The organism is Thermomonas brevis (assembly GCF_014395425.1).
Classification (GTDB): Bacteria; Pseudomonadota; Gammaproteobacteria; order Xanthomonadales; family Xanthomonadaceae; genus Thermomonas; species Thermomonas brevis.
In genome coordinates, this window is record NZ_CP060711.1 from 719,423 (window position 1) to 740,163 (window position 20,741).

Annotated in this window: 27 protein-coding genes and 1 tRNA gene; 3 read left to right on the top strand and 25 right to left on the bottom strand. The window is 68.0% G+C overall.

All coding sequences use genetic code 11. From position 1 onward, the window contains the following. Positions 1–6 precede the first annotated feature (6 nt). Positions 7–2,169: a TonB-dependent siderophore receptor gene (locus tag H9L17_RS03290; protein ID WP_187570939.1), complete on the top strand. Its 2,163-nt coding sequence runs from the start codon at positions 7–9 to the stop codon at positions 2,167–2,169. Beyond that, positions 2,169–2,741 (top strand): nicotinamide riboside transporter PnuC, encoded by a 573-nt coding sequence (gene pnuC, locus H9L17_RS03295; RefSeq protein WP_187571841.1) that lies wholly within the window; start codon positions 2,169–2,171, stop codon positions 2,739–2,741. The genes H9L17_RS03290 and pnuC overlap by 1 nt, the downstream gene beginning before the upstream one ends. Positions 2,742–2,768: 27 nt before the next feature. On the opposite strand, the gene H9L17_RS15905 is transcribed toward pnuC, so the two are convergent. The 20 genes from H9L17_RS15905 to tpiA all read right to left on the bottom strand — a co-directional run bounded on the left by H9L17_RS15905 (position 2,769) and on the right by tpiA (position 15,385). After that, positions 2,769–3,233 (bottom strand): hypothetical protein, encoded by a 465-nt coding sequence (locus tag H9L17_RS15905; protein ID WP_223158122.1) that lies wholly within the window; start codon positions 3,231–3,233, stop codon positions 2,769–2,771. Between the two features lie 517 nt (positions 3,234–3,750). Beyond that, positions 3,751–4,074: a phage head closure protein gene (locus H9L17_RS03305; protein WP_187570940.1), complete on the bottom strand. Its 324-nt coding sequence runs from the start codon at positions 4,072–4,074 to the stop codon at positions 3,751–3,753. Between the two features lie 10 nt (positions 4,075–4,084). After that, a complete protein-coding gene (locus H9L17_RS03310; RefSeq protein WP_187570941.1) occupies positions 4,085–5,623 on the bottom strand; it encodes a terminase large subunit in 1,539 nt (512 codons plus the stop codon). A gap of 31 nt (positions 5,624–5,654) precedes the next feature. Beyond that, positions 5,655–6,059, bottom strand: coding sequence for a P27 family phage terminase small subunit (locus H9L17_RS03315; RefSeq protein ID WP_187570942.1), 405 nt, complete (start codon positions 6,057–6,059; stop codon positions 5,655–5,657). A 1-nt stretch (position 6,060) separates the two neighbouring features. Beyond that, the gene (locus H9L17_RS03320) at positions 6,061–6,507 is read right to left on the bottom strand and encodes an HNH endonuclease signature motif containing protein (RefSeq protein WP_187570943.1); all 447 of its coding nucleotides are present in this window, start codon (positions 6,505–6,507) and stop codon (positions 6,061–6,063) included. Further along, positions 6,464–7,648, bottom strand: a complete 1,185-nt coding sequence (locus H9L17_RS03325) for a phage portal protein (RefSeq protein ID WP_187570944.1) — start codon at positions 7,646–7,648, stop codon at positions 6,464–6,466. Before H9L17_RS03325 ends, H9L17_RS03320 begins: the two co-directional genes overlap by 44 nt. Continuing rightward, positions 7,645–8,175, bottom strand: coding sequence for an HK97 family phage prohead protease (locus H9L17_RS03330; protein ID WP_187570945.1), 531 nt, complete (start codon positions 8,173–8,175; stop codon positions 7,645–7,647). Before H9L17_RS03330 ends, H9L17_RS03325 begins: the two co-directional genes overlap by 4 nt. Beyond that, positions 8,162–9,397: a phage major capsid protein gene (locus tag H9L17_RS03335; RefSeq protein ID WP_187570946.1), complete on the bottom strand. Its 1,236-nt coding sequence runs from the start codon at positions 9,395–9,397 to the stop codon at positions 8,162–8,164. The genes H9L17_RS03330 and H9L17_RS03335 overlap by 14 nt, the downstream gene beginning before the upstream one ends. A gap of 789 nt (positions 9,398–10,186) precedes the next feature. Continuing rightward, positions 10,187–10,597, bottom strand: a complete 411-nt coding sequence (locus H9L17_RS03340) for a helix-turn-helix domain-containing protein (RefSeq protein WP_187570947.1) — start codon at positions 10,595–10,597, stop codon at positions 10,187–10,189. A gap of 98 nt (positions 10,598–10,695) precedes the next feature. Further along, positions 10,696–10,911, bottom strand: coding sequence for a hypothetical protein (locus tag H9L17_RS03345; RefSeq protein ID WP_187570948.1), 216 nt, complete (start codon positions 10,909–10,911; stop codon positions 10,696–10,698). Then, complete coding sequence (locus tag H9L17_RS03350) at positions 10,908–11,207, bottom strand: phage gp6-like head-tail connector protein (RefSeq protein WP_187570949.1); 300 nt, start codon at positions 11,205–11,207, stop codon at positions 10,908–10,910. The genes H9L17_RS03345 and H9L17_RS03350 overlap by 4 nt, the downstream gene beginning before the upstream one ends. After that, positions 11,204–11,410, bottom strand: a complete 207-nt coding sequence (locus H9L17_RS03355; RefSeq protein ID WP_187570950.1) for a helix-turn-helix domain-containing protein — start codon at positions 11,408–11,410, stop codon at positions 11,204–11,206. The genes H9L17_RS03350 and H9L17_RS03355 overlap by 4 nt, the downstream gene beginning before the upstream one ends. 91 nt (positions 11,411–11,501) lie before the next feature. Beyond that, the gene (locus tag H9L17_RS03360; RefSeq protein ID WP_187570951.1) at positions 11,502–12,008 is read right to left on the bottom strand and encodes a hypothetical protein; all 507 of its coding nucleotides are present in this window, start codon (positions 12,006–12,008) and stop codon (positions 11,502–11,504) included. Then, positions 11,944–12,135 carry a hypothetical protein gene (locus H9L17_RS03365; protein WP_187570952.1) on the bottom strand — a complete coding sequence of 64 codons (192 nt, stop codon included), beginning with the start codon at positions 12,133–12,135 and terminating at the stop codon, positions 11,944–11,946. Before H9L17_RS03365 ends, H9L17_RS03360 begins: the two co-directional genes overlap by 65 nt. A gap of 1 nt (position 12,136) precedes the next feature. Beyond that, entirely contained in the window at positions 12,137–12,409 is a 273-nt protein-coding gene (locus H9L17_RS03370) for a hypothetical protein (RefSeq protein WP_187570953.1), read from the bottom strand. Then, on the bottom strand, positions 12,406–12,612 hold the full coding sequence (locus H9L17_RS03375) for a hypothetical protein (RefSeq protein ID WP_187570954.1): 207 nt from the start codon (positions 12,610–12,612) through the stop codon (positions 12,406–12,408). The genes H9L17_RS03370 and H9L17_RS03375 overlap by 4 nt, the downstream gene beginning before the upstream one ends. Before the next feature lie 79 nt (positions 12,613–12,691). After that, positions 12,692–13,909 (bottom strand): tyrosine-type recombinase/integrase, encoded by a 1,218-nt coding sequence (locus H9L17_RS03380; protein ID WP_187570955.1) that lies wholly within the window; start codon positions 13,907–13,909, stop codon positions 12,692–12,694. Between the two features lie 216 nt (positions 13,910–14,125). Further along, positions 14,126–14,210 (bottom strand) — tRNA-Leu (locus tag H9L17_RS03385). A 34-nt stretch (positions 14,211–14,244) separates the two neighbouring features. Beyond that, positions 14,245–14,616: a preprotein translocase subunit SecG gene (gene secG, locus H9L17_RS03390; protein WP_187570956.1), complete on the bottom strand. Its 372-nt coding sequence runs from the start codon at positions 14,614–14,616 to the stop codon at positions 14,245–14,247. 22 nt (positions 14,617–14,638) lie between these two features. Next, positions 14,639–15,385, bottom strand: a complete 747-nt coding sequence (tpiA, locus tag H9L17_RS03395) for a triose-phosphate isomerase (protein WP_187570957.1) — start codon at positions 15,383–15,385, stop codon at positions 14,639–14,641. A gap of 66 nt (positions 15,386–15,451) precedes the next feature. Between tpiA and H9L17_RS03400 the strand changes: the two genes are divergently transcribed. Further along, entirely contained in the window at positions 15,452–16,126 is a 675-nt protein-coding gene (locus tag H9L17_RS03400; protein WP_187570958.1) for a DUF6445 family protein, read from the top strand. Positions 16,127–16,178: 52 nt separating this feature from the next. On the opposite strand, the gene H9L17_RS03405 is transcribed toward H9L17_RS03400, so the two are convergent. The 5 genes from H9L17_RS03405 to H9L17_RS03425 all read right to left on the bottom strand — a co-directional run bounded on the left by H9L17_RS03405 (position 16,179) and on the right by H9L17_RS03425 (position 20,741). Further along, positions 16,179–17,132, bottom strand: a complete 954-nt coding sequence (locus H9L17_RS03405) for an isopenicillin N synthase family dioxygenase (RefSeq protein WP_187570959.1) — start codon at positions 17,130–17,132, stop codon at positions 16,179–16,181. Between the two features lie 66 nt (positions 17,133–17,198). Next, positions 17,199–18,560 carry a phosphoglucosamine mutase gene (glmM, locus tag H9L17_RS03410; RefSeq protein ID WP_187570960.1) on the bottom strand — a complete coding sequence of 454 codons (1,362 nt, stop codon included), beginning with the start codon at positions 18,558–18,560 and terminating at the stop codon, positions 17,199–17,201. After that, positions 18,557–19,447, bottom strand: coding sequence for an acetyl-CoA carboxylase, carboxyltransferase subunit beta (gene accD / locus H9L17_RS03415; RefSeq protein WP_187570961.1), 891 nt, complete (start codon positions 19,445–19,447; stop codon positions 18,557–18,559). The genes glmM and accD overlap by 4 nt, the downstream gene beginning before the upstream one ends. Positions 19,448–19,524: 77 nt before the next feature. Beyond that, entirely contained in the window at positions 19,525–20,340 is an 816-nt protein-coding gene (gene trpA, locus H9L17_RS03420) for a tryptophan synthase subunit alpha (RefSeq protein ID WP_187570962.1), read from the bottom strand. Further along, positions 20,337–20,741: a DUF3144 domain-containing protein gene (locus tag H9L17_RS03425; RefSeq protein ID WP_187570963.1), complete on the bottom strand. Its 405-nt coding sequence runs from the start codon at positions 20,739–20,741 to the stop codon at positions 20,337–20,339. The genes trpA and H9L17_RS03425 overlap by 4 nt, the downstream gene beginning before the upstream one ends.

The window sequence follows — 20,741 nt, forward strand, 5'->3', positions numbered from 1 at the left end:
ACGACGATGACACTTTCCCGCACTCCCCTCCTGCTCGCGCTGCTGCCGCTGCTGGCCACCGCCGCGCCGGGCGACGAACGCGTGGACGACGATCCGCAGATCACCAGGCTGGCGCCGGTGCTCGTGACTCCCGATGCGGACAAGCCGCGCGCCGACGGCATCGACGGCTGGGGCAACGCGCCGCTGCGCGACACCCCGGCGTCGATCCGCGTCATCGGCCGCCAGCAGATCGAGGACCGCCAGATCCGCACGCTCAGCGAACTCGCGCGCGAGGACGCCTCGCTGGGCGACAACTACGCGCCGGTGGGCTACTACCAGAACATCGCGATCCGCGGCTTCGCACTGGACGCCGGCACCGGCTACCGGGGCAACAATCTGGCGATGACCGGCGAGCAGGCCATCGCGCTGGAAGACAAGCAGCAGGTGGAAGTGCTGAAGGGCCTGGCCGGGCTGACCGCCGGGGTGATGGAACCCGGCGGCGTGGTCAACTTCGTCTCCAAGCGCCCGGAAGCCGTGCGCGCGCTCACCCTCGGCACCGACTCGCAGGGCTCGCTCTACACCGCGCTGGATGTCGGCGGCTGGCTGACGCCGACCTTCGGCCTGCGTGCCAACGTCGCCTGGGAGGACATGCAGTCCTACGTCCATCATGCCGACGGGCGACGCAATTTCTACGCGCTGGCCGCCGACTGGAAGATCGGCCCGGACACGACGCTGGAACTGGACGGCAACTACCATAGCAGCGCGCAGCGCTCGGTGTCCGGCTACCAACTGCTGGGCGGCACGGCGCTGCCTGAAGATCCCGATCCCACCCTGATGCTCGGCTACCAGCCGTGGCAGCAGCCGGTGTCCATCCATTCCGCCAACACCAGCGCGCGCCTGCGCCACGCCTTCAACCAGGACTGGCAGCTGCGCCTCGCCGCCGGCCGCAGCCGCAGCGTGATCGACGACAACGTCGCCTTCGCCTACGGCTGCTGGTACGTGGACGCCTGCTGGAGCGGCAGCCCGCCGAACTACTTCGCGCCCGACGGCAGCTACGACATCTACGACTACCGCAATCCCGGCGACACCCGCGTCGGCGACAACGCGCGCGCCACGCTGGAGGGACGCTTCGACACCGGCGGCATCGGCCACGCCGTCAGCCTCGGCGTCAGCGCCTTCCATCGCAGCATCGACCGCCACCGCAACGTCAACGAGTACGTCGGCACCGGCAACATCGCGGGCGGCGAGCCGCCCGCGTTCGCGCCGTCGCCGGAGGAGATCGGCCCGAAGGTGCGGCGGCTGGACAGCTGGCAGCGTTCCGCGTTCCTCGTCGATCGCCTGTCGCTGGGCGAACGCTGGCAGCTGATCGTGGGCGGCCAGTTCGCGCGCCTGCACGAACGCGCGCGCGACAAGCACGACGTGCCGGAACGCGAAACCCGCATCTCCAAGACGCTGCCGCAGGCCGCGCTGCTGTGGAAGCCGGATGCCGCGCTGACCGCCTATGCCAGCTACAGCGAGGGGATTTCGCTGGGCAAGGAAGCGCCGTCGTGGACCAGCAACGAGGGCGAATTCCTCGATCCGCGGCTGTCGCGCCAGCTCGAAACCGGCGTCAAGTACCGCTGGAACGACCGGCTCGATTTCGACGCGTCCCTGTTCCGCATCCGCCAGCCCTACCAGTACGCGCAGCCGGATGCGTCCAGCGCCGGCTTCACCTTCGTCCAGCGCGGCGAGGAAGTGCACGAGGGTCTGGAGCTGTCCGCCAACGGTCGCCTCGCCGACGCGCTGGGCGTCAACGCCAGCGTGGGCCTGATCCGCGCCCGCGCGCAGGGCACCGGCATCGCGGCCTACGACGGCAATCAGGTGGTCAACGTGCCGCGCCTGCGCGCCAGCCTGCATCTCGACTACGCGCTGCCTGCCCTGCCGCAGCTCGGCCTGCAGGCCGGCTGGCGCCACGCCTCGGCCAATCCGGCCACGCCGGACGGCCAAGTGCGCGTGCCCGCCTACGACGTGTTCGACGCCGGCCTGCGCTACGGCGGCCGCGCGGGCGAGCACGACTTCACGGTGCAGCTGGGCATCGACAACCTGTTCGACCGCAGCTACTGGCGCGACACCGGCAGCTCGCTCGGCGACAACTACCTGTTCCCAGGCGCGCCGCGGCTGGCGCGGCTGTCGGTGCGCGTGGGCCTGTGATCACCTTCCACGAAGTCGCCGCCGCCACGCTCAGCGCCAGCGCGGTGTGGCTGACCACCCGGCGCAGCCCCTGGTGTTTCCCGGTGGGGCTGCTGTCGGTGTCGGTCTACATCTGGGTGTACTTCGGCGCGCGGCTGTATTCCGAAGTGCTGCTGCAATGCATCTGGGTGGCGATGCTGGTGACCGGCTGGCTGCGCTGGCTGCGCCACCTCGACGGCACCGGCCACGTCCGCGTGGCCGCGCTGGCGCCGCGCCTGGCCGCCATCCACCTGCTGGCCGGCATCGGCGGCGGGCTGGCGCTGGGCTACGCGATGCATCGCTGGACCAATGCGTCGCTGCCGTGGCTGGACGCCATGCTGACCGCGCTCAGCCTGGTCGGCCAACTCTGGCAGAACCGCCGCCACGTCGCCGCCTGGTGGATGTGGATCGCGGTCGATGTGGTCTACATCGGCATGTTCGTGAACAAGCACCTGTTCGTCACCGCCCTGCTCTACGCGGGCTTCGTGGCGCTCGCGGTGAAGGGCCTGCGCGACTGGCGGCAGGCGGCGCGAAGGGAGGCGGCGCAGGCATAACGCCCGCCCCTCCGCGATGCCGGCACCTCAGCCGCATCGCTGCCCATACGCTGGACGGTTGCCCGTTCCGACGGCCTCGCTTTCCGAAGCGAACCGCCCGCGTTTCGTCGCCCCGTAATAGCGGGAACCGGGACAGTGATAGACATGCGAGCCGGTGTTGATCCAGACCTTCACCGGCCCGTCCGCACAGTCCGGTGCCAATGAGTCGACCACACGTTGCTGCGCGCTCCGGGCCACCTCCCCGGAACATGGATTGCCGTAGGCGGCGCGATAGCCGCTGGCGACGGCGCCCGATTCGGACATGTACTTGCCGCGCTTGGTCGCGCCGTAGTACCGCCCTCCGGGGCAATGGTAGACGCCGCTGCCGGTGTTCACCCACACCTGCGCATCGCCGGCTGACGCAGGGAAAGCAGGCGCGAGAACCAGCAGGATCGCCAGCAGCAGCGGATAAATCGATCGCCACGCCGTCTTCGACACGGGCATCCCCTTCATGCCTACGTCGCGAGTCTAGCTCTGACGCTTGCCGTGGCCTGACGCAAGGCTTGCAGGTTCCACCCTGGCCCAAGCTACCGTCCCGCCCCGGGATTGCATTGCCGATCCGAGATCAGGCATGGGCAATGAGCCCCACGGCTGCATCAAGCCCACGTTCGAGGTCGTTTCAGCGAGCAGCGGACACAAAAAACCCCGCCGCAGCGGGGTTTCCTGTACCAGTACATGGTGCCAAGAGGGGAATCGAACGATCCCTACAGCCCTTTCCAGTCAATGATTCCATTCTGAGAACAGAAAATCTACGCACCCATCTACGCGCAAGATGCGCGGATGCAGGCGGACAGATACGAACAGAAAGCCCCCGCCAGCGCACGGCATGACGGGGGCCGATGCTGGCCGGGATCGCCCGCGACCAGCGATGCCCCATTGCGGGGCGGCGCCGATTTCTTCACGCCAGCTCGGCACGCTGGCGGCGTTCGGGATCGAGGTCATCGCGCGGCCCGATACGCCCATCCCCGCGCTATTCCAATCGCTTGACGTACAGCAGCAGCTCCCGATTCCGGGTGCGGATGTTCTGCGCGCTCACGATCTCGAACGCCTCGCCATCGACCAGCACCCGGTGGCGCGCGTTCACGCCGTCACGCCAGCGCATGGTGACCTTCGCGGCAATCTCGCTCTGCGCCTCAGCTGCGGCGATGAACTCGCGGCCCAGTAGCGGCTCGACCTTGGCGAACGCCTCGGCATAGGTGGACCAGGCCGTCACGATCTCGCCGTCCGGGCCGCGCGTGGTGGTCATGCTCTGGAGCTGGATCTTGGTGTTCAGCTCTTGCGCAGTGAATGCCATTCGGGGTTCCTCAGACAAAGGCCAGCCCGCGGCTGGCGTAGGGGTCAACAGGGGCGGCCTCGGCTTGCTGCCAGCGGCCGATGGCCATGCATGCGGCGACCACGCCGTCGATGCGCTCGGTGCTCTTCGCCTTGCTCGGCTTGAGGTTGCCGGCGGGGTCGGTCTCAACGGTCACGTTGGAGACCATCCAGCGCAGCACCGGGTTGCCGTCGTGCAGCAGCTCGCGGCCGACGATGCGGCGCTCCAGCTCGCGCGAAGGCCCTGCCATCGATGCGAAGCCCTGCCCGAAGCCGACCAGGGCAAGGCCATCGCCGGCCAGCTGCGTGGTCAGCTGCGTGGCGTTCCATCGATCGAATGCCACCTCGCGCAGCTGGTAGCGCTCGGCCAGCTCCCCGATGTCGCGGCGGATGTAGTCGTAGTCGGTCACCGCGCCCGGCGTGGCGGTAATCAGGCCCTGCGCGACCCATTGGTCGTAGGGCACGCGGTCGCGCCGCACGCGCTCGCGGATGGTGTCCTCGGGAATCCAGAAATGCGGCTTCAGGATGAGCTTGTCGCCGACGTGGAAAGCGAGCACGAACGCGGACAGGTCGGTCGTGCTGGCCAAGTCCAGGCCGGCCCAGCACTCGCGCCCCTGTAGCTCTGGCAGTTCGCCGCGGCAGCCGTCCCAGGCATCCATCGCCAGCCAGCGGGAATCCTGCTCAGTCCACTGATTCAGCAGCAGCCGACGGAAGCTGTTTTCGTAGGCCGGCGTCGCCTGCGCCTTGGCGCATTCCTGCTCGAAGTAGTCGCGTTGCACGGTGATCCCGTAGCCCGGATGCGCCTTCGCCCAGGTGGCCGGATCCTTCCAGTCGTCATCCTCGTCTGCAGCGAACAGCACCGGCAGGAAGCTGGGGTCATCGATGATTCCGTCGCGCACCTTGCGCGCGTGCTCCCACAGCTCATAGCAGAGCGAATGCCGGTCATAGCCCGCGGTCGTGGTGACCACGGTCAACGGTTGCCGGCGTGCGCCGGTGCTGGTGACCAGCGTGTCCCACAGCTCGCGCCCAGGCCAGCAGTGCAGCTCATCCGCGCCGATGTAGTGGCAATTCAGGCCGTGCTTCGTGTAGGCGTCGGAAGACAGCACGCGGTAGCTGCTGCCCATCTCCGGCAGCGTGATCGCGTTCTTGAACACGTCGGCCCTGCTCAGCAGCTCGGGCTCGGCCTCCACCATCTGGCGGGCGATGTCGAAGCACAGGCGCGCTTGCTCCCGGTCGGCTGCAGCATTGATGACCTGCGCGCCCGGCTCGCCATCCGCGAATGCGGCATACAGCGCCAGGCCGGCGGCGAGCGTGGTCTTGCCGGCCTTCCGTGGAACCGCGATGAAGGCGGTGCGGTAGCGGCGCGTTCCGTCGGCACGCTTCCAGCCGAACAGCGGTCGGACGATGCGGTCGGCCTGCCACTCAGCCAGGACGAACGGCTGCCCGCGCCATTCGCCGGTAGTGTGGGTCAGGCACTCGGCGAAGAATGCGACGGCGCGCTCCGCAGCGGCCTCGTCGTACCAGTAGCCCAATGCGTGCGCATTGCGACCGCCTGCCCGGCGCTTACGCGGCGAAGAATCGGGCTTTGCCACGCTCGACCTCCGGGGCCTTGTCGGTGGTGATCCGCGCACGCGCGCTCGGGGTCATGCCCAGCTCGCCCATGAGCTGGCGCAGCTGCCCCACCATGCTCATCGAAGCGCCGCCGGCCTTCACCGCCTCCAGGTAGGCCACGAACGTCTCGCAGTAGGTCGCCAGCAGGTCGCGGTCGGATTGCTTCAAGACGCCGGCCGTTGCCAGCATCGGCGCCAGGCGCGCCCAGTGAGGCGTGGCGGCTTGGCTCAGCCATTCCGGCGGTGACGTATCAGCCGGGCCCGTGTCGGGCTCCTGCGTATTTACAGGACGCTTGCCGGCGTTCCCGTTCAACAGCCGCAGCGCGGCAGGCTTCGGGCGCTGCCCTCGGGTCGCCATCTCAGCGCTCCCTGAGACCGGCAATGCGCGGCCGTGCGTGTGAAGGGGGGCGGGCGTGCCGTGGCGATGAACCCTCCAGCGATTTTTCCTCGCGGTTCCACGGGTGATTCGGGTCAAGCGGCATGCCGTTGGCGTCGCAGCCCTTCATGCGCCGCGCGCGCCCGCTCTGGCGCTCCCTGGTGCGCTTGGAGTGGCACGGCTTGCACAGGCTGGATAGCTCTTCGCCGATGACGTTCCGGCTGGTGTCGTCGGTGTTGTGGTCCACCTCCATCGCCGGCGCGCCGCAGTCCTCGCACAGCGGGAAGCGCTCCAGCTGCGCCTTGCGGATGGCGCGCCACTGGGCCGATCCGGTATGCAGGAACCGGCCGCGCTGGCGCTGGTTCCCCTGGTCGCGGACGGTGGCGTCAGACGGTCGGCGCGGGCGATGCGTCGGCAGCTTGGCGGGCATGGTCAATTCCCTCAACGGTGGGCAGGTTTTCCAGACGGCGGGCCTCGCTGGGCAGCAGCCATCCGGCATCGATGCCGCTGGCATAGAAATCGGCGCGGCTCTTGGCATCGCCCCGCAGCAGGCCCTCGACGCTGTGCTCGGCGAACAGTTGCTTGCGGGCCAGCGGCGGCAGCAGCGCGCGGGAAATGGCTTGCTCCCACATGACCAGCCAGCGGCGCAGGGTCATGGTCACGAACACGCGCGACATCTCCACGCTGTTGCTGAAGTTGCCGTGTCGCAGGTCGCCGATCATCGTGGGCGGCACGCGGTAGATGCGGGCCACCTGCTCGACGCTGAACTGCTGGGCCGCGATCCACTGGGCATCCTCCAGGCTCATGCCCACCTGCTGGTAGGTCAGCCCGTTCTCCAGGATGGCGGTCTTGCCGGCGTTGTCGGTGCCCGTGAACTGTGAGCGCCAGGACGTGGCCAGGCGCTGCAAGCTCTCGGCCGTCATCTGGTGCGGGGTCTGGAGCACGCCGGACAGGCGCGCGCCGTTGGCGAACGTCTTGCCGCCGTGCTGCTGCTGGGCATTGGCCAGGCCGATGGTCTCGCGCGCGATCTGGATCCGGCTGCGGCCGGTGATCCCGTTCTCGCTGCGGTCCTTGAGGTGCAGCACCTCATCCTGCAGCAGCCGGCGCACGCGGCCATTGTCTTCGTTCACGTCATAGGCGATGCGCCCGCTGGGCAGCTTGAGCACCGTGACGCGGCCGGGGTGGATCGGGGTCAGCGCCTCGACGTTGCCGGCGCCGTCCCAATGGATTTCCGCGTAGGCATTGCCGCGCAGCAGGACCGCGGCGGTCATCTGCTCCCGGAACTCCAGCGCAGTCTGCAGCTCGTTCGGCTGGTGGTGGAGCACGCCATACAGCGGGTGATCCGTCGCCTTTTCCCGATCCTCGCCCTTGCGGCGGTACAGGTGCAGCGGCAGCGTGCCGATGGTTTCGGCGATGGCCTGCACACTGGCGAAGCATGCCGAAATGCTCTCTGCGGTCTCCGGCGTGATCGTGTCGCCGGTGGCGGTGGTGGCGATGCCGAACAGCTGGGCGGTCACCGGATCGGCGATGCTGCTGCGGGTTTCGGTGCTTCGGCTCCAGGGCCACTTCATCGGACGGTCTCCAGCCAGTAGTGCAGCAGCGCCAGCTGGCTTTCAAGCTGGCGGCTGCGGACGCTCACTTCGGTTTCGCCGTAGGCCGGCCAGCTCTGCACCACGCTGATTTCCCGCAGCTCGACGTTGCGCAGCTCGCGCAGGTCGCCGCTCCAGGTGTCGCCGCCGTCGTGAACACGGAAGCCGAAAGACATGCCGCCCAGGTCGCCACGCTCGGCGAGCGCAGCCAGGTCACGGCCCTTTTGCGTGTCCGGCAGGGTCAGTTCGAAGGCCAGGCCGTCGGCATCCTCCCACAGCGTGAGCGTGCCGGAGCGGGTGCGGCCCAGGACTGCGGCGGGGTCATGGTCGGCCAGCGCGAGAATGTCGGCCCCAGACGCAAGCGAGGCCGTGAAGGCCCCGCGTGCGATCTTTTCCCGGAAGCTGCCGACGCGCGTCTCGCTGCCGAACTTGGCGACGTACCCGACCAGCTTCCGGCCGCTGGCGCGAAGCTCAGCGGCCTGCCGGCGCTCGATGTCAGAGCGCGACATCGCTCGCCACCACGAACGCCTTGGGGTGGCGCACCGCGGTATCGACCGTGGCCATCGCCCGGACCAGCACGCCGCCGCGGGCATAGGCCACGGAATCGAACGGGTTGACCAGGATGTCCAGCTCGGACCAGATGCCCAGCAGCACCTGCGACCAATCGCCCAGGATCAGCTGGCCGGTGTCCGGCGTACCGGTCACCACGGGAACCTGGTTGGTCACATGGACCGGCAGGTCGGCCATCTTGCCGGCTTCCATGAGGTAGCCCGCGATGCCGGTGGCCTTGAGCGTGCTGGCGAGCTTGGTCTTGACCTGCGGCGAGGTCAGCCAATGCGCTGCCTCCGCGTTGGCGATCTCCAGCTTTTCCAGCATCTCCAGCACGTTCGCCCAGCTCAGGGTGGACAGGTTCGCGGTCTGGATGCCGACGGTGCTCAGCAGGCCGACCGGTTCATTCGTGCCGCCGCCGTCGATCAGCGCACCATCGATCGCCTGAGCGATCTGGAACGCCATGTCATCGCGCAGCAGCTGCTCGATGTCCGGGCTGCTCTGCTGGATGAGCTGGCGGCTCATCTCGCTGATGCCGCCGACGTGCTTCGGGCTCAGGCCGACGCTGCCGAATGTCATGTCCGACGCACTGAGGTTGCTGCCTTCCGCAACCCAGCCGGTGGTGGTGGAACTGCCGTGCTTCGGGATACTCAGGTCGCCGCTCAGGCCGGACAGCACGCGCACGCCCAGCTGGCGGGCCAGCAGACGATTGCGCAGCGGCTGGATGTAGTCGGCCGGGCGGTGGTCGGTCGGCACGATCTGGCCGGCGCTGGTGGTGGTGTTGACGCGGGTCTCCAGGGCGCGCATCGGCACCAGGATGCCCTGCGCCTTGCGGCCACTGCGGCGCTCGGCTTCGGCGTGGTATTCGGCTTCGGCGCCGGTCAGCTGGCGGCCTTCCATCTGCGCGCGAATCACGCTCAGGATGGAAACGCGGCTCTCCAGATCGGCCATCGAACGCTCACCACCGCCGACACGCTCGCCGCCCATGCGGCGCTCGGCATCGGCCAGGAACGTGGCGCGGGCTTCGTCGGCCTCCAGCGCGGTGATCTCGCCCTTGATGGTGTCGAAGCTGGCGGACTCTTCCGCCGTGAGGGAACGCTTTTCGCCCTCGGCCTTGGCGACCAGGGCACGGGCTGCGGCGACCTTGGACGCCTTGGCCTCGCGGATTGCTTGCAGGTTCATCGATGAACTCCGGGTGTGTGTTGACGGGATTCCCGGATAGACCAATTACGCGCGCCCGCAAGGGTCTGCAAACATCGGATACCGGCGGTCACGCACGGACGCGAACCGATGTTGGCGATGGGCGGAAATGCGCGAAAGCGGGCACGCGTCGGTCACGCGTCGGTCACGCGTGACAGCAGCGATGCCATGCACGAATCGTTCAACGTGACGTGCACGTGACGTGCAGGCTAGCGTGCTACTAGCACCGATTCCGCGTGCTACCAGCACCGGTTCCGATGCTATGAGCATCGCCGGGTGCCGCGGGGCAGATTCGCCGAGCGTTCGGCGAGCGTTCGGCGAATGCGCTCGATTCCGTGACATGGGCATGCCCAGGCATGCGGCCACAGCAAAACCCAGCGGGTTCGAAACAGAAACCCAGCGGAAACCCAGTGGGTTTTGATGCCGCCGCGCGGCAGATTCCGGCGCGACGCTGAAGGGGCTTGCGAGGGCCTTGCGAGGGGCTCACCGGAAGGCTTGCGGGAAGGCTTTCGGGAAGGCTTTCGGCAGGCCGGCGGTTCTCTGTCCGAGCATTCGGCCGCCGTGGAGCTGGAGCATGTGAGGCAAGGCAGATCAAGAACAACGCCCCCTTGGTAACCATATCTGTGTAGTCGATTTGACTACCGCGAATCTCGGAAAAGGGGCTTTGCGGTAGTCGATTTGACTACCGCGAACCCGATTTTCGGCTTGATTTCCTTGCCCTCTGTAGTCAATTTGACTACCGCCTGTAGTCGATTTGACTACCGCGAAAAATCACGCCGCGTCCTTTTGGTCATCGGGCCGCCAACGCATGTAGGCCTTCGACGCGGTAGATCCAGGCGCGATGTCCGGCTCGTTTTCCAGCCGATAGCTTGTCGCATGCGGAGTCTTGCGACTGAATCCGCCAGGCGTGTGGACTCGAATCCAGCCGCGCTCCAGCAGGTCGGCGAACGCTGCCTGTACCGGCTTCTGGCTGAGCCCCAGCCGCGCCATCGCCTCACGGACGCTCAGAAACACGACATTGCCCTCGCTGGGCCGATACAGCGCCCGCATTTCCACCAGCAGGGCGCGACCGTTCGGGCTCAGTGTTCGCCAGGCCGGCGACTGCAATTCGTGACGGTACAGCCGGACATGCGCCTCTGAGCTTGAGCGTCCTTTTTGCTTCCGCCGCTTAATGTTCGACATGCCGTTCCCTTGGCGGGGCAGTGCTACACTGGCCCCGCATTCGATGCCCTCGATGCGCTCTCAGAAAGCCCAGCCGTTCGCCGCGGTTGGGCTTTCGCTTATTCGCCGTTCGACTCGACCTCGGCCAGCAGCGCCGAAAGCTCACGCATGGCGTTCTCTGCCCGGCCGACTGCGATCTGCATGTCGTGCGCGGGCGACCCGAACTCAGCGATTGCAGGCTGCGCCATCGACACGCCGAACATGCATTCGCCGGCATGGCCAGCAGCTGCCTTCAGGCGATTCCACTGCGCTTCGGTCAGGGTGATGGCCCTCACGCCGCGATCCCCGTCTCGCGCCGGTACGGCCTCAGCAGCGACTCGGCGCGCGCGCGGCGGATGTTGCTTTCCTCCGGCGGCATCTGGTCGCTCATCGTCTGCCCCAGAAACATGATCGCGACCTTGATGTCGGTCGGCACCGGGTTCGGATCGAACTCGACCGCGATGTCGAATCCGACGAACTTCGATGCCTCCAGCTCGGCGGCGTCCAGGTGGGACTGGAGTACCGCATCCAGTTCGACGCTCTGGGCCTCGCGCAGCATGGCGCGGTAGTCGGCAAGCAACACGATGCTCATGCGGCAGCCTCCAGGTTCTCGCCCAGCTTGTCGGCGATGAATCGCCGCAGATCGGCCTCGGGAACCAGCGTGCGGGTGCCGACTTTGAACGTCCGAATCTGGCCGTCGGCGATGAGCTGGTAGATGGTGGTGCGGGAAATGCCCAGCCGGCGGCAGGCATCATTCACGGTATGCGCCAGCGGCGCGGCGGTGCTGTTCTGCATGATCTGTCCTCTGCGGTTTGGTTGCAGGTGTCCCGGCGTGTACGTGCCGGTAAGGACAGATTCATCGCTCCTCAGTTGCGATAACAGGAACCTATTCTTCGGAATTAGTGCGGGTCTCGCCGATGGCATCCAGAAACTGTTCCGCGGCCTTTTGGTTCCTGCGCAGTGCGCGCCCCATTGCCTCGTCAGTAACGCCCCATTTCTCGGCAAGGCCTTGCTGGGTAACGCTCTTGTCACCTGCCCGCACAGCTCGCCAGTAGAACAGCGACACGCCGGCATGATCGAAGTCCTTGGGCCTCCCTGGCGGCTTCGGCTGCACCTCAGACATCCGTTCGGCCTGCCGGCGCAAACACTGGCCCACCATGACTACTTCCAAGCGGCTGAGCGAATCGCCGGCCTCGATCTTGCAGGCGATTCTCTCCAGTGCGTCTTTTTGAGAACGCACAGCCGCGGCGTACTCATCATCCTGGACCGCAAATTCGAGCGTTGCCCCCGCCTCAGCGGGGGGCTTCGTGGGCTTCTTGCCGGTCATCTCAGCGCAGCCCCCAATCTGCGAACGCTTCACGCGCAGCACGCTCGCAATCATGTAGGCGATCATCGTAGTTCGACTTCCCTCCCTCCCGAATCACGCGCGCGTGGATCAGTGCTGCGAGTTTGGCGAGCTCGCGTTCCGGCGAGCCGATGGGCTCTTTGGCGTGCGGGAACGGAATGATGATCGCAGTCATGTCAGCCTTCCATCTCTGCGGCTTCCAGCTTTTCGTGCAGCCCTTCCAGCAGATGGGCAACCATCCACATGGTGCGGCTCAGGTCGGTATTGCCGAGCGCTTCGGCGCCGGCGCGAATCGTGGGCAGCGCGGCGTCGATCTGGATAGCGGCCAGGTTCACAACCGATGCCAGTGCACCACTATCCGACATTCCGCTGCGGCCAGCGGAGGCGCCATCCACAGCGAGTTCCTCGCGGAGGATGGCCACCAATTCATCTCGCAGAAAAGGATTCATGCCCGCTCCTCCGCAAGGTGGCCGTAGGCTTGATCCAGCAGTTCGAACACGCCATCCAGGGAGTCGCAAACGTCCTCATCGACCTCGCTCATATCCCTGGAGCGAAGCGCGTGGCGCGCCACCTTGATCGATCCCATCGCCGCATAGATCTTTCGCATTGCGAGCTGCGCTTCGATGGGCATTGCTACACTTTCAGTTGCCATGATCGTTCTCCTGTTGAACGGTTGTGGAAGGTGCGGCGGGGGAGATTGCCCCTCCCTCGTCGCGCCGCTTGCTACCGGCTCAGCCGGATGCTTTGCGCTTGATCGCCACCACCTTGCCGGCAGGATCCTTGCGCAGGTTGTCGAGGTAGTCCGCCCAGGCCTGCATGACCTCGCGTCGCTGGTCGTCAAATGTGGTGCGGTCGTAGGCCTTCTGAACGTCGCCCTTCTTGGCATGGGCGAGCTGGGCCTCCAGCACGTCGATGTCGACGCTCAGGCGTTCGCGCGCCATCGTGCGCAGCGTGCCGCGAAAGCCGTGGGTGGCATGCTTGCCCTGAAAGCCCATCTCCCGGAGCGCCTTGCTCAGTGCGTCACGATGCAGGTGTGGGGTCTTCTGCTTCGCCGGTGACGGGAAGACGTACTGCCCGGGGTCATTGCCCCGAATCGCCTCCAGCAGCGTCACGGCCTGCCTGGGCAGCGGGACGATGTGATCGTGCCGGGTCTTCATTAGGTGGCCCGGGATGTGCCACTCGCCGGCCTCCAGATCGATGTGCGCCCACTGCGCGGAGGCGATGACGGACGGCCGCAGCGCGGTAAGGGAGGCCAGCAGCAGCGCCGTGCGGGTCACCTGCTGGGAATAGCCGTCGATCGCCAGCAGCAGCGGCCGGAGTTCTGCCGGCTTCGTGATAGCCGGGATGTGGCCGGCGTCGTACTTCACCAGCGTGCCGCGCAGGGACAGCAGCTTGCCGTCCTCGCGGAGCCCCTGCTGGATCGCGTAGGCGACCATGCCGCCGAGGTACTGGCGAGCCTTCACGGCCAGATTGGGCGCCCGCTGCGCGATCTTGTCCAGAACCGGGGTCACGTCCTTCGTCGCCAGCGTGTCGATCGAATGGCGCCGCAGCGAGGGGATGAGATCGCCTTCGGTGACCAGCCTCGCCTTTCGGTAGGTCTCGATACCCACCCGCTTGCGCTTGTACTCCAGCCATTCGGCTGCGAAGGCAGGGAACGCCACCCTGCCCTCCTTGACCTGGGCCGCGGTCGCAGCCCGCTTGCTGGCCATCGGATCCATGCCATTGGCCAGCAGCCTGCGCGCATCCCTGAGTCGATCCCGAGCATCCAGGAGGGTGATCTCGTCCCACTTCCCCAGCGCCATCATCCGGGCCTTCCCGGCGTACCGATACCGGTAGCGCCAGAGCTTCGATCCCGTGGGCGTCACCTCCAGGCACAGACCCTCCCGGTCGGCGACCCGGTAGAGCTTGTCGCGCGGCTTCAGCGCCTTGATGGTCAGCTCGGTCAGCATCTGTGCGTAGGCAGGTTCGGCGGTGCGGTTCGGGTCACACCGAGTTCGGCCTCGGCGCATACGCACACATCTACGCACGTTTGATGCCGGTTGCAAGCGGACACCGACGAACGGTAACGGACTACGACGGAATCACGAAACCAAGCTGCAATGCGGCTTCCAGTGACCTTCAGACACAAAAAACCCCGCCGCAGCGGGGTTTCCTGTACCAGTACATGGTGCCCAAGAGGGGACTCGAACCCCTACGACCTAAATCGCTACCACCTCAAGGTAGTGCGTCTACCAATTCCGCCACCTGGGCATTGCGTGGATTTTAGAACTTGCCGTCTCCGGCGTCACTGACCCTGTGCGGAAGCCGGCTGCGGTGCCGGCGCGGGCTGCGCGGGAGCGGTGGGCACCTGCGCGGCCGGCTTAGCCGGGGCCTGCTGGGCCATCACGCCGAGGTCGGGCTTGGCCGGGCCCTGGCGGTTGGCCTGCTTGCTGGCGTACATCGCCATGCCCATGCTGACCGTGAAGAACACGATGGCCAGCCACTTGGTGGTCTTGCTGAGGAAGTTGGACGCGCCGCGCGAACCGAACACGGTGGCCGAGGCGCCGCCGCCGAAGCCGGAGCCCGCCTGCGCGCCGGAGCCCTGCTGGAGCAGGACGAAGGCGATGATGGCGATCGCCACCAGCACGTAAATGATCTGGATGAGTTGCAACAGCATCTTGCGCGCTCTCTGAGGGTGTTCAGGCCGCCGCGTTGGCGATGGCCAGGAAATCCGCGGCCGCCAGCGAGGCGCCGCCGATCAGCCCGCCGTCCACGTCGGCCTGGGCGAACAGGCTGGCCGCATTGTCGGGCTTCACGCTGCCGCCGTACAGCAGCGGCAGCGAATCGGCGATTTTAGCATCCCGCGCGGCCACTTGGCTACGGATGAAGGCATGCACCGCCTGCGCCTGCTCCGGGCTGGCGGTGCGGCCGGTGCCGATCGCCCAGACCGGCTCGTAGGCGACCACCGCCGCGGCGAACGCGGCCACGCCCACCAGCTCCAGCACCGGGCGCAGCTGTTCCGCGATGACGTCCTCGGTGCGGCCGGCTTCGCGCTCGTCCAGGCTCTCGCCCACGCACAGGATCGGCGTCAGCCCCGCGGCCTGCGCGGCCTGGAACTTGCGCGCCACCAGCTCGCTGCTTTCGGCGTGGTACTGGCGGCGCTCGGAATGCCCGACCAGGGTGTAGCGCGCGCCGACGTCGGCCAGCATCGACGCCGCCACCTCGCCGGTGTACGCGCCCTTGTCGTGGCTGCTCACGTCCTGCGCGCCGAACGCCAGCCCGGCCTCGGCGAAGCGCGCGGCCAGCTCGCCCAGGTACGGGAACGGCGGCAGCACGACCAGTTCGACGCCGGCCGGCGGGGCCGCGGCGATTTCCGCCACCAGCGCGGCGGCGAAAGCGCGGCTTCCGTGCAGTTTCCAGTTCCCGGCGACGATCTTGCGGCGCATGCGGCGCTCCAGTGCGCGAAAAGCGCAGTTTAGCAATTGCCCGCAGGCGCGCCGTATAGTCGCGCCATGAATCGCCCTGCCCCGATGCTGCGCACGCTGCCCTACCGCAAGCCCACCGAGGGCCGCGACTACTGGCTGTTCGACGACGTGCTGCCCAACGCCGACGCCGTGCGCGCGCGCTGCCTGGACAAGCAGGACTGGGCGCTGGGCTTTCCGCACACCGGCGAAAGCTGGCCCGGCAGACGCGCGATCCCGGCGCTGGAGCCGGACGAACTGGCGGTGGTGGAGGAACGCGTGCGGCAGGCCACAGGCATGAAGCGGCTGTGGGTGCAGGGCACGCCCGAGGGCAAGACGCTGAACCACAACTGCGTGCAGGTGGTCGGCGCGAAGGAGGCCGGCGCGCGCCCGCATACCGATTCGCGCGCGCTATGCCGCTACGCCGGCGTGCTCTACCTGACCCCGGACGCGCCGGAACACTGCGGCACCAGCTTCTACCGCCAGCGCATGCCGAACGGCCAGCTGGGCGGCAACACGGTGAACAAGCCGCACAACACACTGGTCGAGGCGCTGGGCACGCGCTTCGTACCGCCGGACGCCTTCGCCGAGGACGTGCGCGTGCCGAACCGCTTCAACCGCCTGCTGGTGTACAGCGCGGCGATGATCCACAGCGCCACCGCCTACTGCGGCGAAGTCCTCGCCGACGAGCGGATGGCGGCGGTGTTCTTCTGGATGGGCGCCTGAACCCTTCCCTTCCCGATCGGCGAAAGAAGAAGGCCGCTTGCGCGGCCTTCGTTCACTTCAGCTTGATCTCGCGCAGGCGCTCCTGCAGGTAGCCTTCCGCGGTGATCGGCTCCGGATAACGGCTGGGGTTGTCCGGCGTGACGCAGGACGGCAGCACGTCGATCAGGAAATCCGGGTTCGGATGCAGGAAGAACGGCGTCGAGTAGCGCGGCTGGCGCGCCTTCTCGCCCGGCGGATTGACCACGCGGTGCGTGGTGGACGGATACACGTGGTTGGTCAGACGCTGCAGCATGTCGCCGATGTTCACCACGATGGTGTCGGCGTCGGCGGTGAACGGCACCCACTCGCCCTTGCGCGACAGCACTTCCAGCCCTTCCGCGCTGGCGCCGACCAGCAGCGTGATCAGGTTGATGTCCTCGTGCGCGCCGGCGCGGACGTTGGGGACGTCGTCGGTGGTGATCGGCGGGTAGTGGATCGGGCGCAGGATCGAGTTGCCGCTGCCGGTCTTGTCGGCGAAATAGCTTTCCGGCAGGCCGATGTGCAGTGCCAGCGCGGACAGCACCTGCGAGCCCAGCGCGTCCAGCGACTCGTACAGGCCGTAGCCGACGCGCTTGAAGCCGTCGATCTCGGTCGGCCACTGGTTCTCCGCCATGTCGGCGGCGTACTTCGAATCGCGCGGGATCTCGCGACCGATGTGCCAGAACTCCTTCAGGTCGAAGTGCTTGGAGCCCTTCGCCGTCTCCACCCCGAACGGCGTGTAGCCGCGCGCGCCGCCGCCGCCCGGCACGTGGTACCGCTTCTTGGTCTCTTCCGGCAGCGCGAAGAACGCCTTGAAGGTGGCGTAGGCCTCGTCGATCTGCGCCTGCGGGATGCCGTGGTTGCGGATGCCGGCGAAGCCCCATTCGCGGTAGGCCGCGCCGAGTTCGTCGATGAACGCCTGGCGGTCTTCCGGGCTGGAAGGATGGGTGAAACGGCGGATGTCGAGGGTGGGGATCTGGCTGCTCATGGCGGTGTCTTCACGGTGGAACCGCGGCAGTGTGCGCCTGCCGGCGGGGAGAGAAGTTGATCGGGATCAGTTCGCGGCGGCGCGCACCGCATCGGCCAGCGCAGCGAGGGTGGCGTCGACCAGCGCGGCATCGTCCGCCTCCACCGTCACCCGCACCACCGGCTCGGTGCCGGACGGGCGCAGGAAGGCGCGGCCGCGGCCTTCGACGGCGCGTTGCGCCTCTCGCAGCGCAGCCTGCACGCTGTCGACCTCGGCCGGCTTGCGGCCCGCCTCGAAGCGCACGTTGACGGTCTTCTGCGGCACCTTGCGCAGGTCCTTCAGCGCTTCGGCCAGGCCGATGCCGCAGCGCTGCAGCACTTCCAGCACCTGCAAGGCGCTGACGATACCGTCGCCGGTGCTGGCGCGGTCCAGGCAGAGGATGTGGCCGCTGGCTTCGCCGCCGAGCACGCCGTCGTTCGCCAGCAGCTGCTGGTGCACGTAGCGGTCGCCGACCTTGGCGCGGACGAAGCCGATGCCGCGCTCGCCCAGCGCGCGCTCGAAGCCGTAGTTGGTCATCAGCGTGCCGACCACCGGGCCGCGCAGGCGGCCGGTGGCCTGCCAGTCGCAGGCCAGCACGTAGAGCAGGTCGTCGCCGTCGCGGACGTTGCCTTCGGCGTCGACGAACAGCACGCGGTCGCCGTCGCCGTCGAAGGCGATGCCGAGGTCGGCGCCGGTTCCGCGCACGCGCGCGGCCAGCGTTTCCGGATGGGTGGAGCCCACGCCGTCGTTGATGTTGACGCCGTTCGGCTCGACGCCGATGGCGTCCACGCGCGCATCCAATTCGCGCAGCACCAGCGGCGCCAGCTGGTAGGTCGCGCCGTTGGCGCAATCGACCACGATCCTCATGCCGCCGAGGTGGAAGCCCTTGGGCACCGAGTTCTTGCAGGCCTCGACATAGCGGCCGATGGTGTCGCGCGTGCGCACCGCCTTGCCGAGGCGCTCCGACGGCACGGTGCGGAACGGCTCGTCCAGCGCGGCCTCGATCGCCAGCTCGGTGGCGTCGTCCAGCTTCTCGCCCTGCGCGGAGAAGAACTTGATGCCGTTGTCGTGGTGCGGGTTGTGCGAGGCGGAGATCACGATGCCGCCGTCGGCGCGCATCGAATGGGTGAGATGCGCCACCGCCGGGGTCGGCATCGGCCCCATCAGCTGCACGTCCACGCCGGCGGCGACCAGCCCGGCTTCCAGCGCCGCCTCGAACATGTAGTTGGAGATGCGGGTGTCCTTGCCGATGACGACCATTGGTTTTCGCCATTCCTGCTGCGCGCGCGCGGCGGCGACCAGCGCGTGGCCGTAGGCGTTGCCCAGGCGCAGCACGAAGTCGGCCGAGATCGGGCCTTCGCCGACCCGGCCGCGGATGCCGTCGGTGCCGAAATACCTGCGCGCGCTCACGCCGCCTCCGCGCCGTCGGCCGGAGCCGGACGCTTCATCAGCATCGCCAGCAGGTGGGCGAGGCGCTCGCGCATCTCGCGGCGGTCCACGATCTGGTCCACGGTGCCGTGCTGGAGCAGGAACTCGCTGCGCTGGAAGCCTTCCGGCAGCTTCTCGCGCACGGTCTGCTCGATCACGCGCTGGCCGGCGAAGCCGATCAGCGCGCCCGGTTCGGCGAGGTTGAGGTCGCCCAGCATCGCGAAGCTGGCGGACACGCCGCCGGTGGTCGGATGCGTCAGCACCACGATGTACGGCAGCCCGGCCGCGCGCAGCCGGCCCAGCGCGGCCGAGGTCTTGGCCATCTGCATCAGCGAGAACAGGCTTTCCTGCATGCGCGCGCCGCCGCTGGCGGTGAAGCAGACGTACGGGCAGCGCAGCTCCAGCGCGCGCTCGGCGGCCAAGGTGAAGCGCTCGCCCACCACCGAGCCCATCGAGCCGCCCATGAAGGCGAAGTCGAACGAGGCCGCGACCAGGTCCTGGCCCGCCAGCTTGCCTTCCAGCGCGACCAGCGCGTCGCGCTCGCCGGTGGACTTCTGCGCGGCCTTGATGCGGTCGGAATACTTCTTCTGGTCCTTGAACTTGAGGACGTCGGTCGGGCCGAGCTTCTCGCCGATCTCCCGGCCCTCGCCGTCGTCCAGCAACGCCGCCAGCCGCGCGCGGGCGCGGATCGGCATGTGGAAGGCGCACTTCGGGCAGACCTCGAGGTTTTCCTCCAGCTCGGGCCGGTACAGCACCGAGCCGCAGCGCTCGCATTTTTCCCACAGGCCCTCGGGCACGCTGCGCTTGCGCTCGCTGCCCGCCTCGGTGCGGATGCCGGCGCCCGGCATCAGTTTCTTAAGCCAGCTCATTCGTTTCGATCACCGTCTGTCGAGCACGATTGCCCGCTCCCGCCCCGGCCGCAGCCGGGACGGCGCCAGTCTACTCCTCAGGCCGGGACGGCCGCCCCGTCCAGGGCCTCGCGCAGCGGGCGCAGGAACGCCCCGGCGCGCGCGGCGGCCTCGGCCTCGTCCGTACTGCCGTCCAGCGCCGACACCAGCGCGCTGCCGACCACCACGCCGTCGGCGTGCGCGGCCATCGCCGCCGCGCTGGCGGCGTCGCGGATGCCGAAGCCGGCGAACACCGGGCTCTTCGCCATCGCCCGCACCTCCGCCAGATGGCGGCCGGCATCGCCCACGTCCAGGTGCGCCGCGCCGGTGACGCCGGCGTAGCTGACGTAATAGAGATAGCCGTCGGCCTGCTCGCACAGGCGCTGCAACCGCGCCTGCGGCGTGGTCGGCGAGGCCAGCGAGATCAGCGCCAAGCCGTTGTGCGCGAACGCCGCGCGGTATTCGTCGGCCTCTTCCGGCGGCAGGTCGACCAGCAGCATGCCGTCCACGCCGGCCACCGCCGCATCGGCGGCGAAGGTCGCCGCGCCGCGGATCTCGACCGGATTGAGGTAGCCCATCAACACCACAGGCGTGGCGGCGTCGCGTTCGCGGAAGGCGCGCACGCAGTCCAGCACCCAGGCGAGACCGGCACCGCGCTCCAGCGCGCGCTCGGAGCTGCGCTGGATCACCGGGCCGTCGGCCATGGGGTCGGAGAACGGCACGCCCAGCTCGATCACGTCCGCGCCGGCGTCCGCCAGCGCGTGCATGACCGGCACCGTCGCCGCCAGCGACGGATCGCCGGCGGTGACGAACGGCACCAGCGCCTTGCGGCCGGCCGAACGCAGCGCGTCCAGCCGTTGTTGCAGACGCGTCATTCGTTGGCCGCAGCCGGCGCGTCCTTGAGGCGGCCGATCTTGACGCCGGCGGCCTTGTACTCGTCGGCCAGCTCGGAATCGCCCACGTCGATGCCGCGCTCTTCGCCCATGCCGTCCAGATGCTCGTTGAGCATGCGGCGGTACATGGTGCTCATGTAGTCGAGGAACGCGGTGCGCTCTTCGGCGGCGGCGATCGGCTTGACGTTGGCCAGGAACACGTGCGCGTTGAAGCGCGCGCTGGCGAACAGGGCGGCGAGGCTGATGTTCTTGTCGCCGTACTTCTGCGACTGCTTGTTGGTCAGCTCGAGGTACTCGTTGACGCACTCGAAGAACTGCGGCGGGAACTGCTGGCCGCCGGCCTGCTGTTCGGCCGCCGGCTGCGTGTTGGTTTCTTCGGCCAT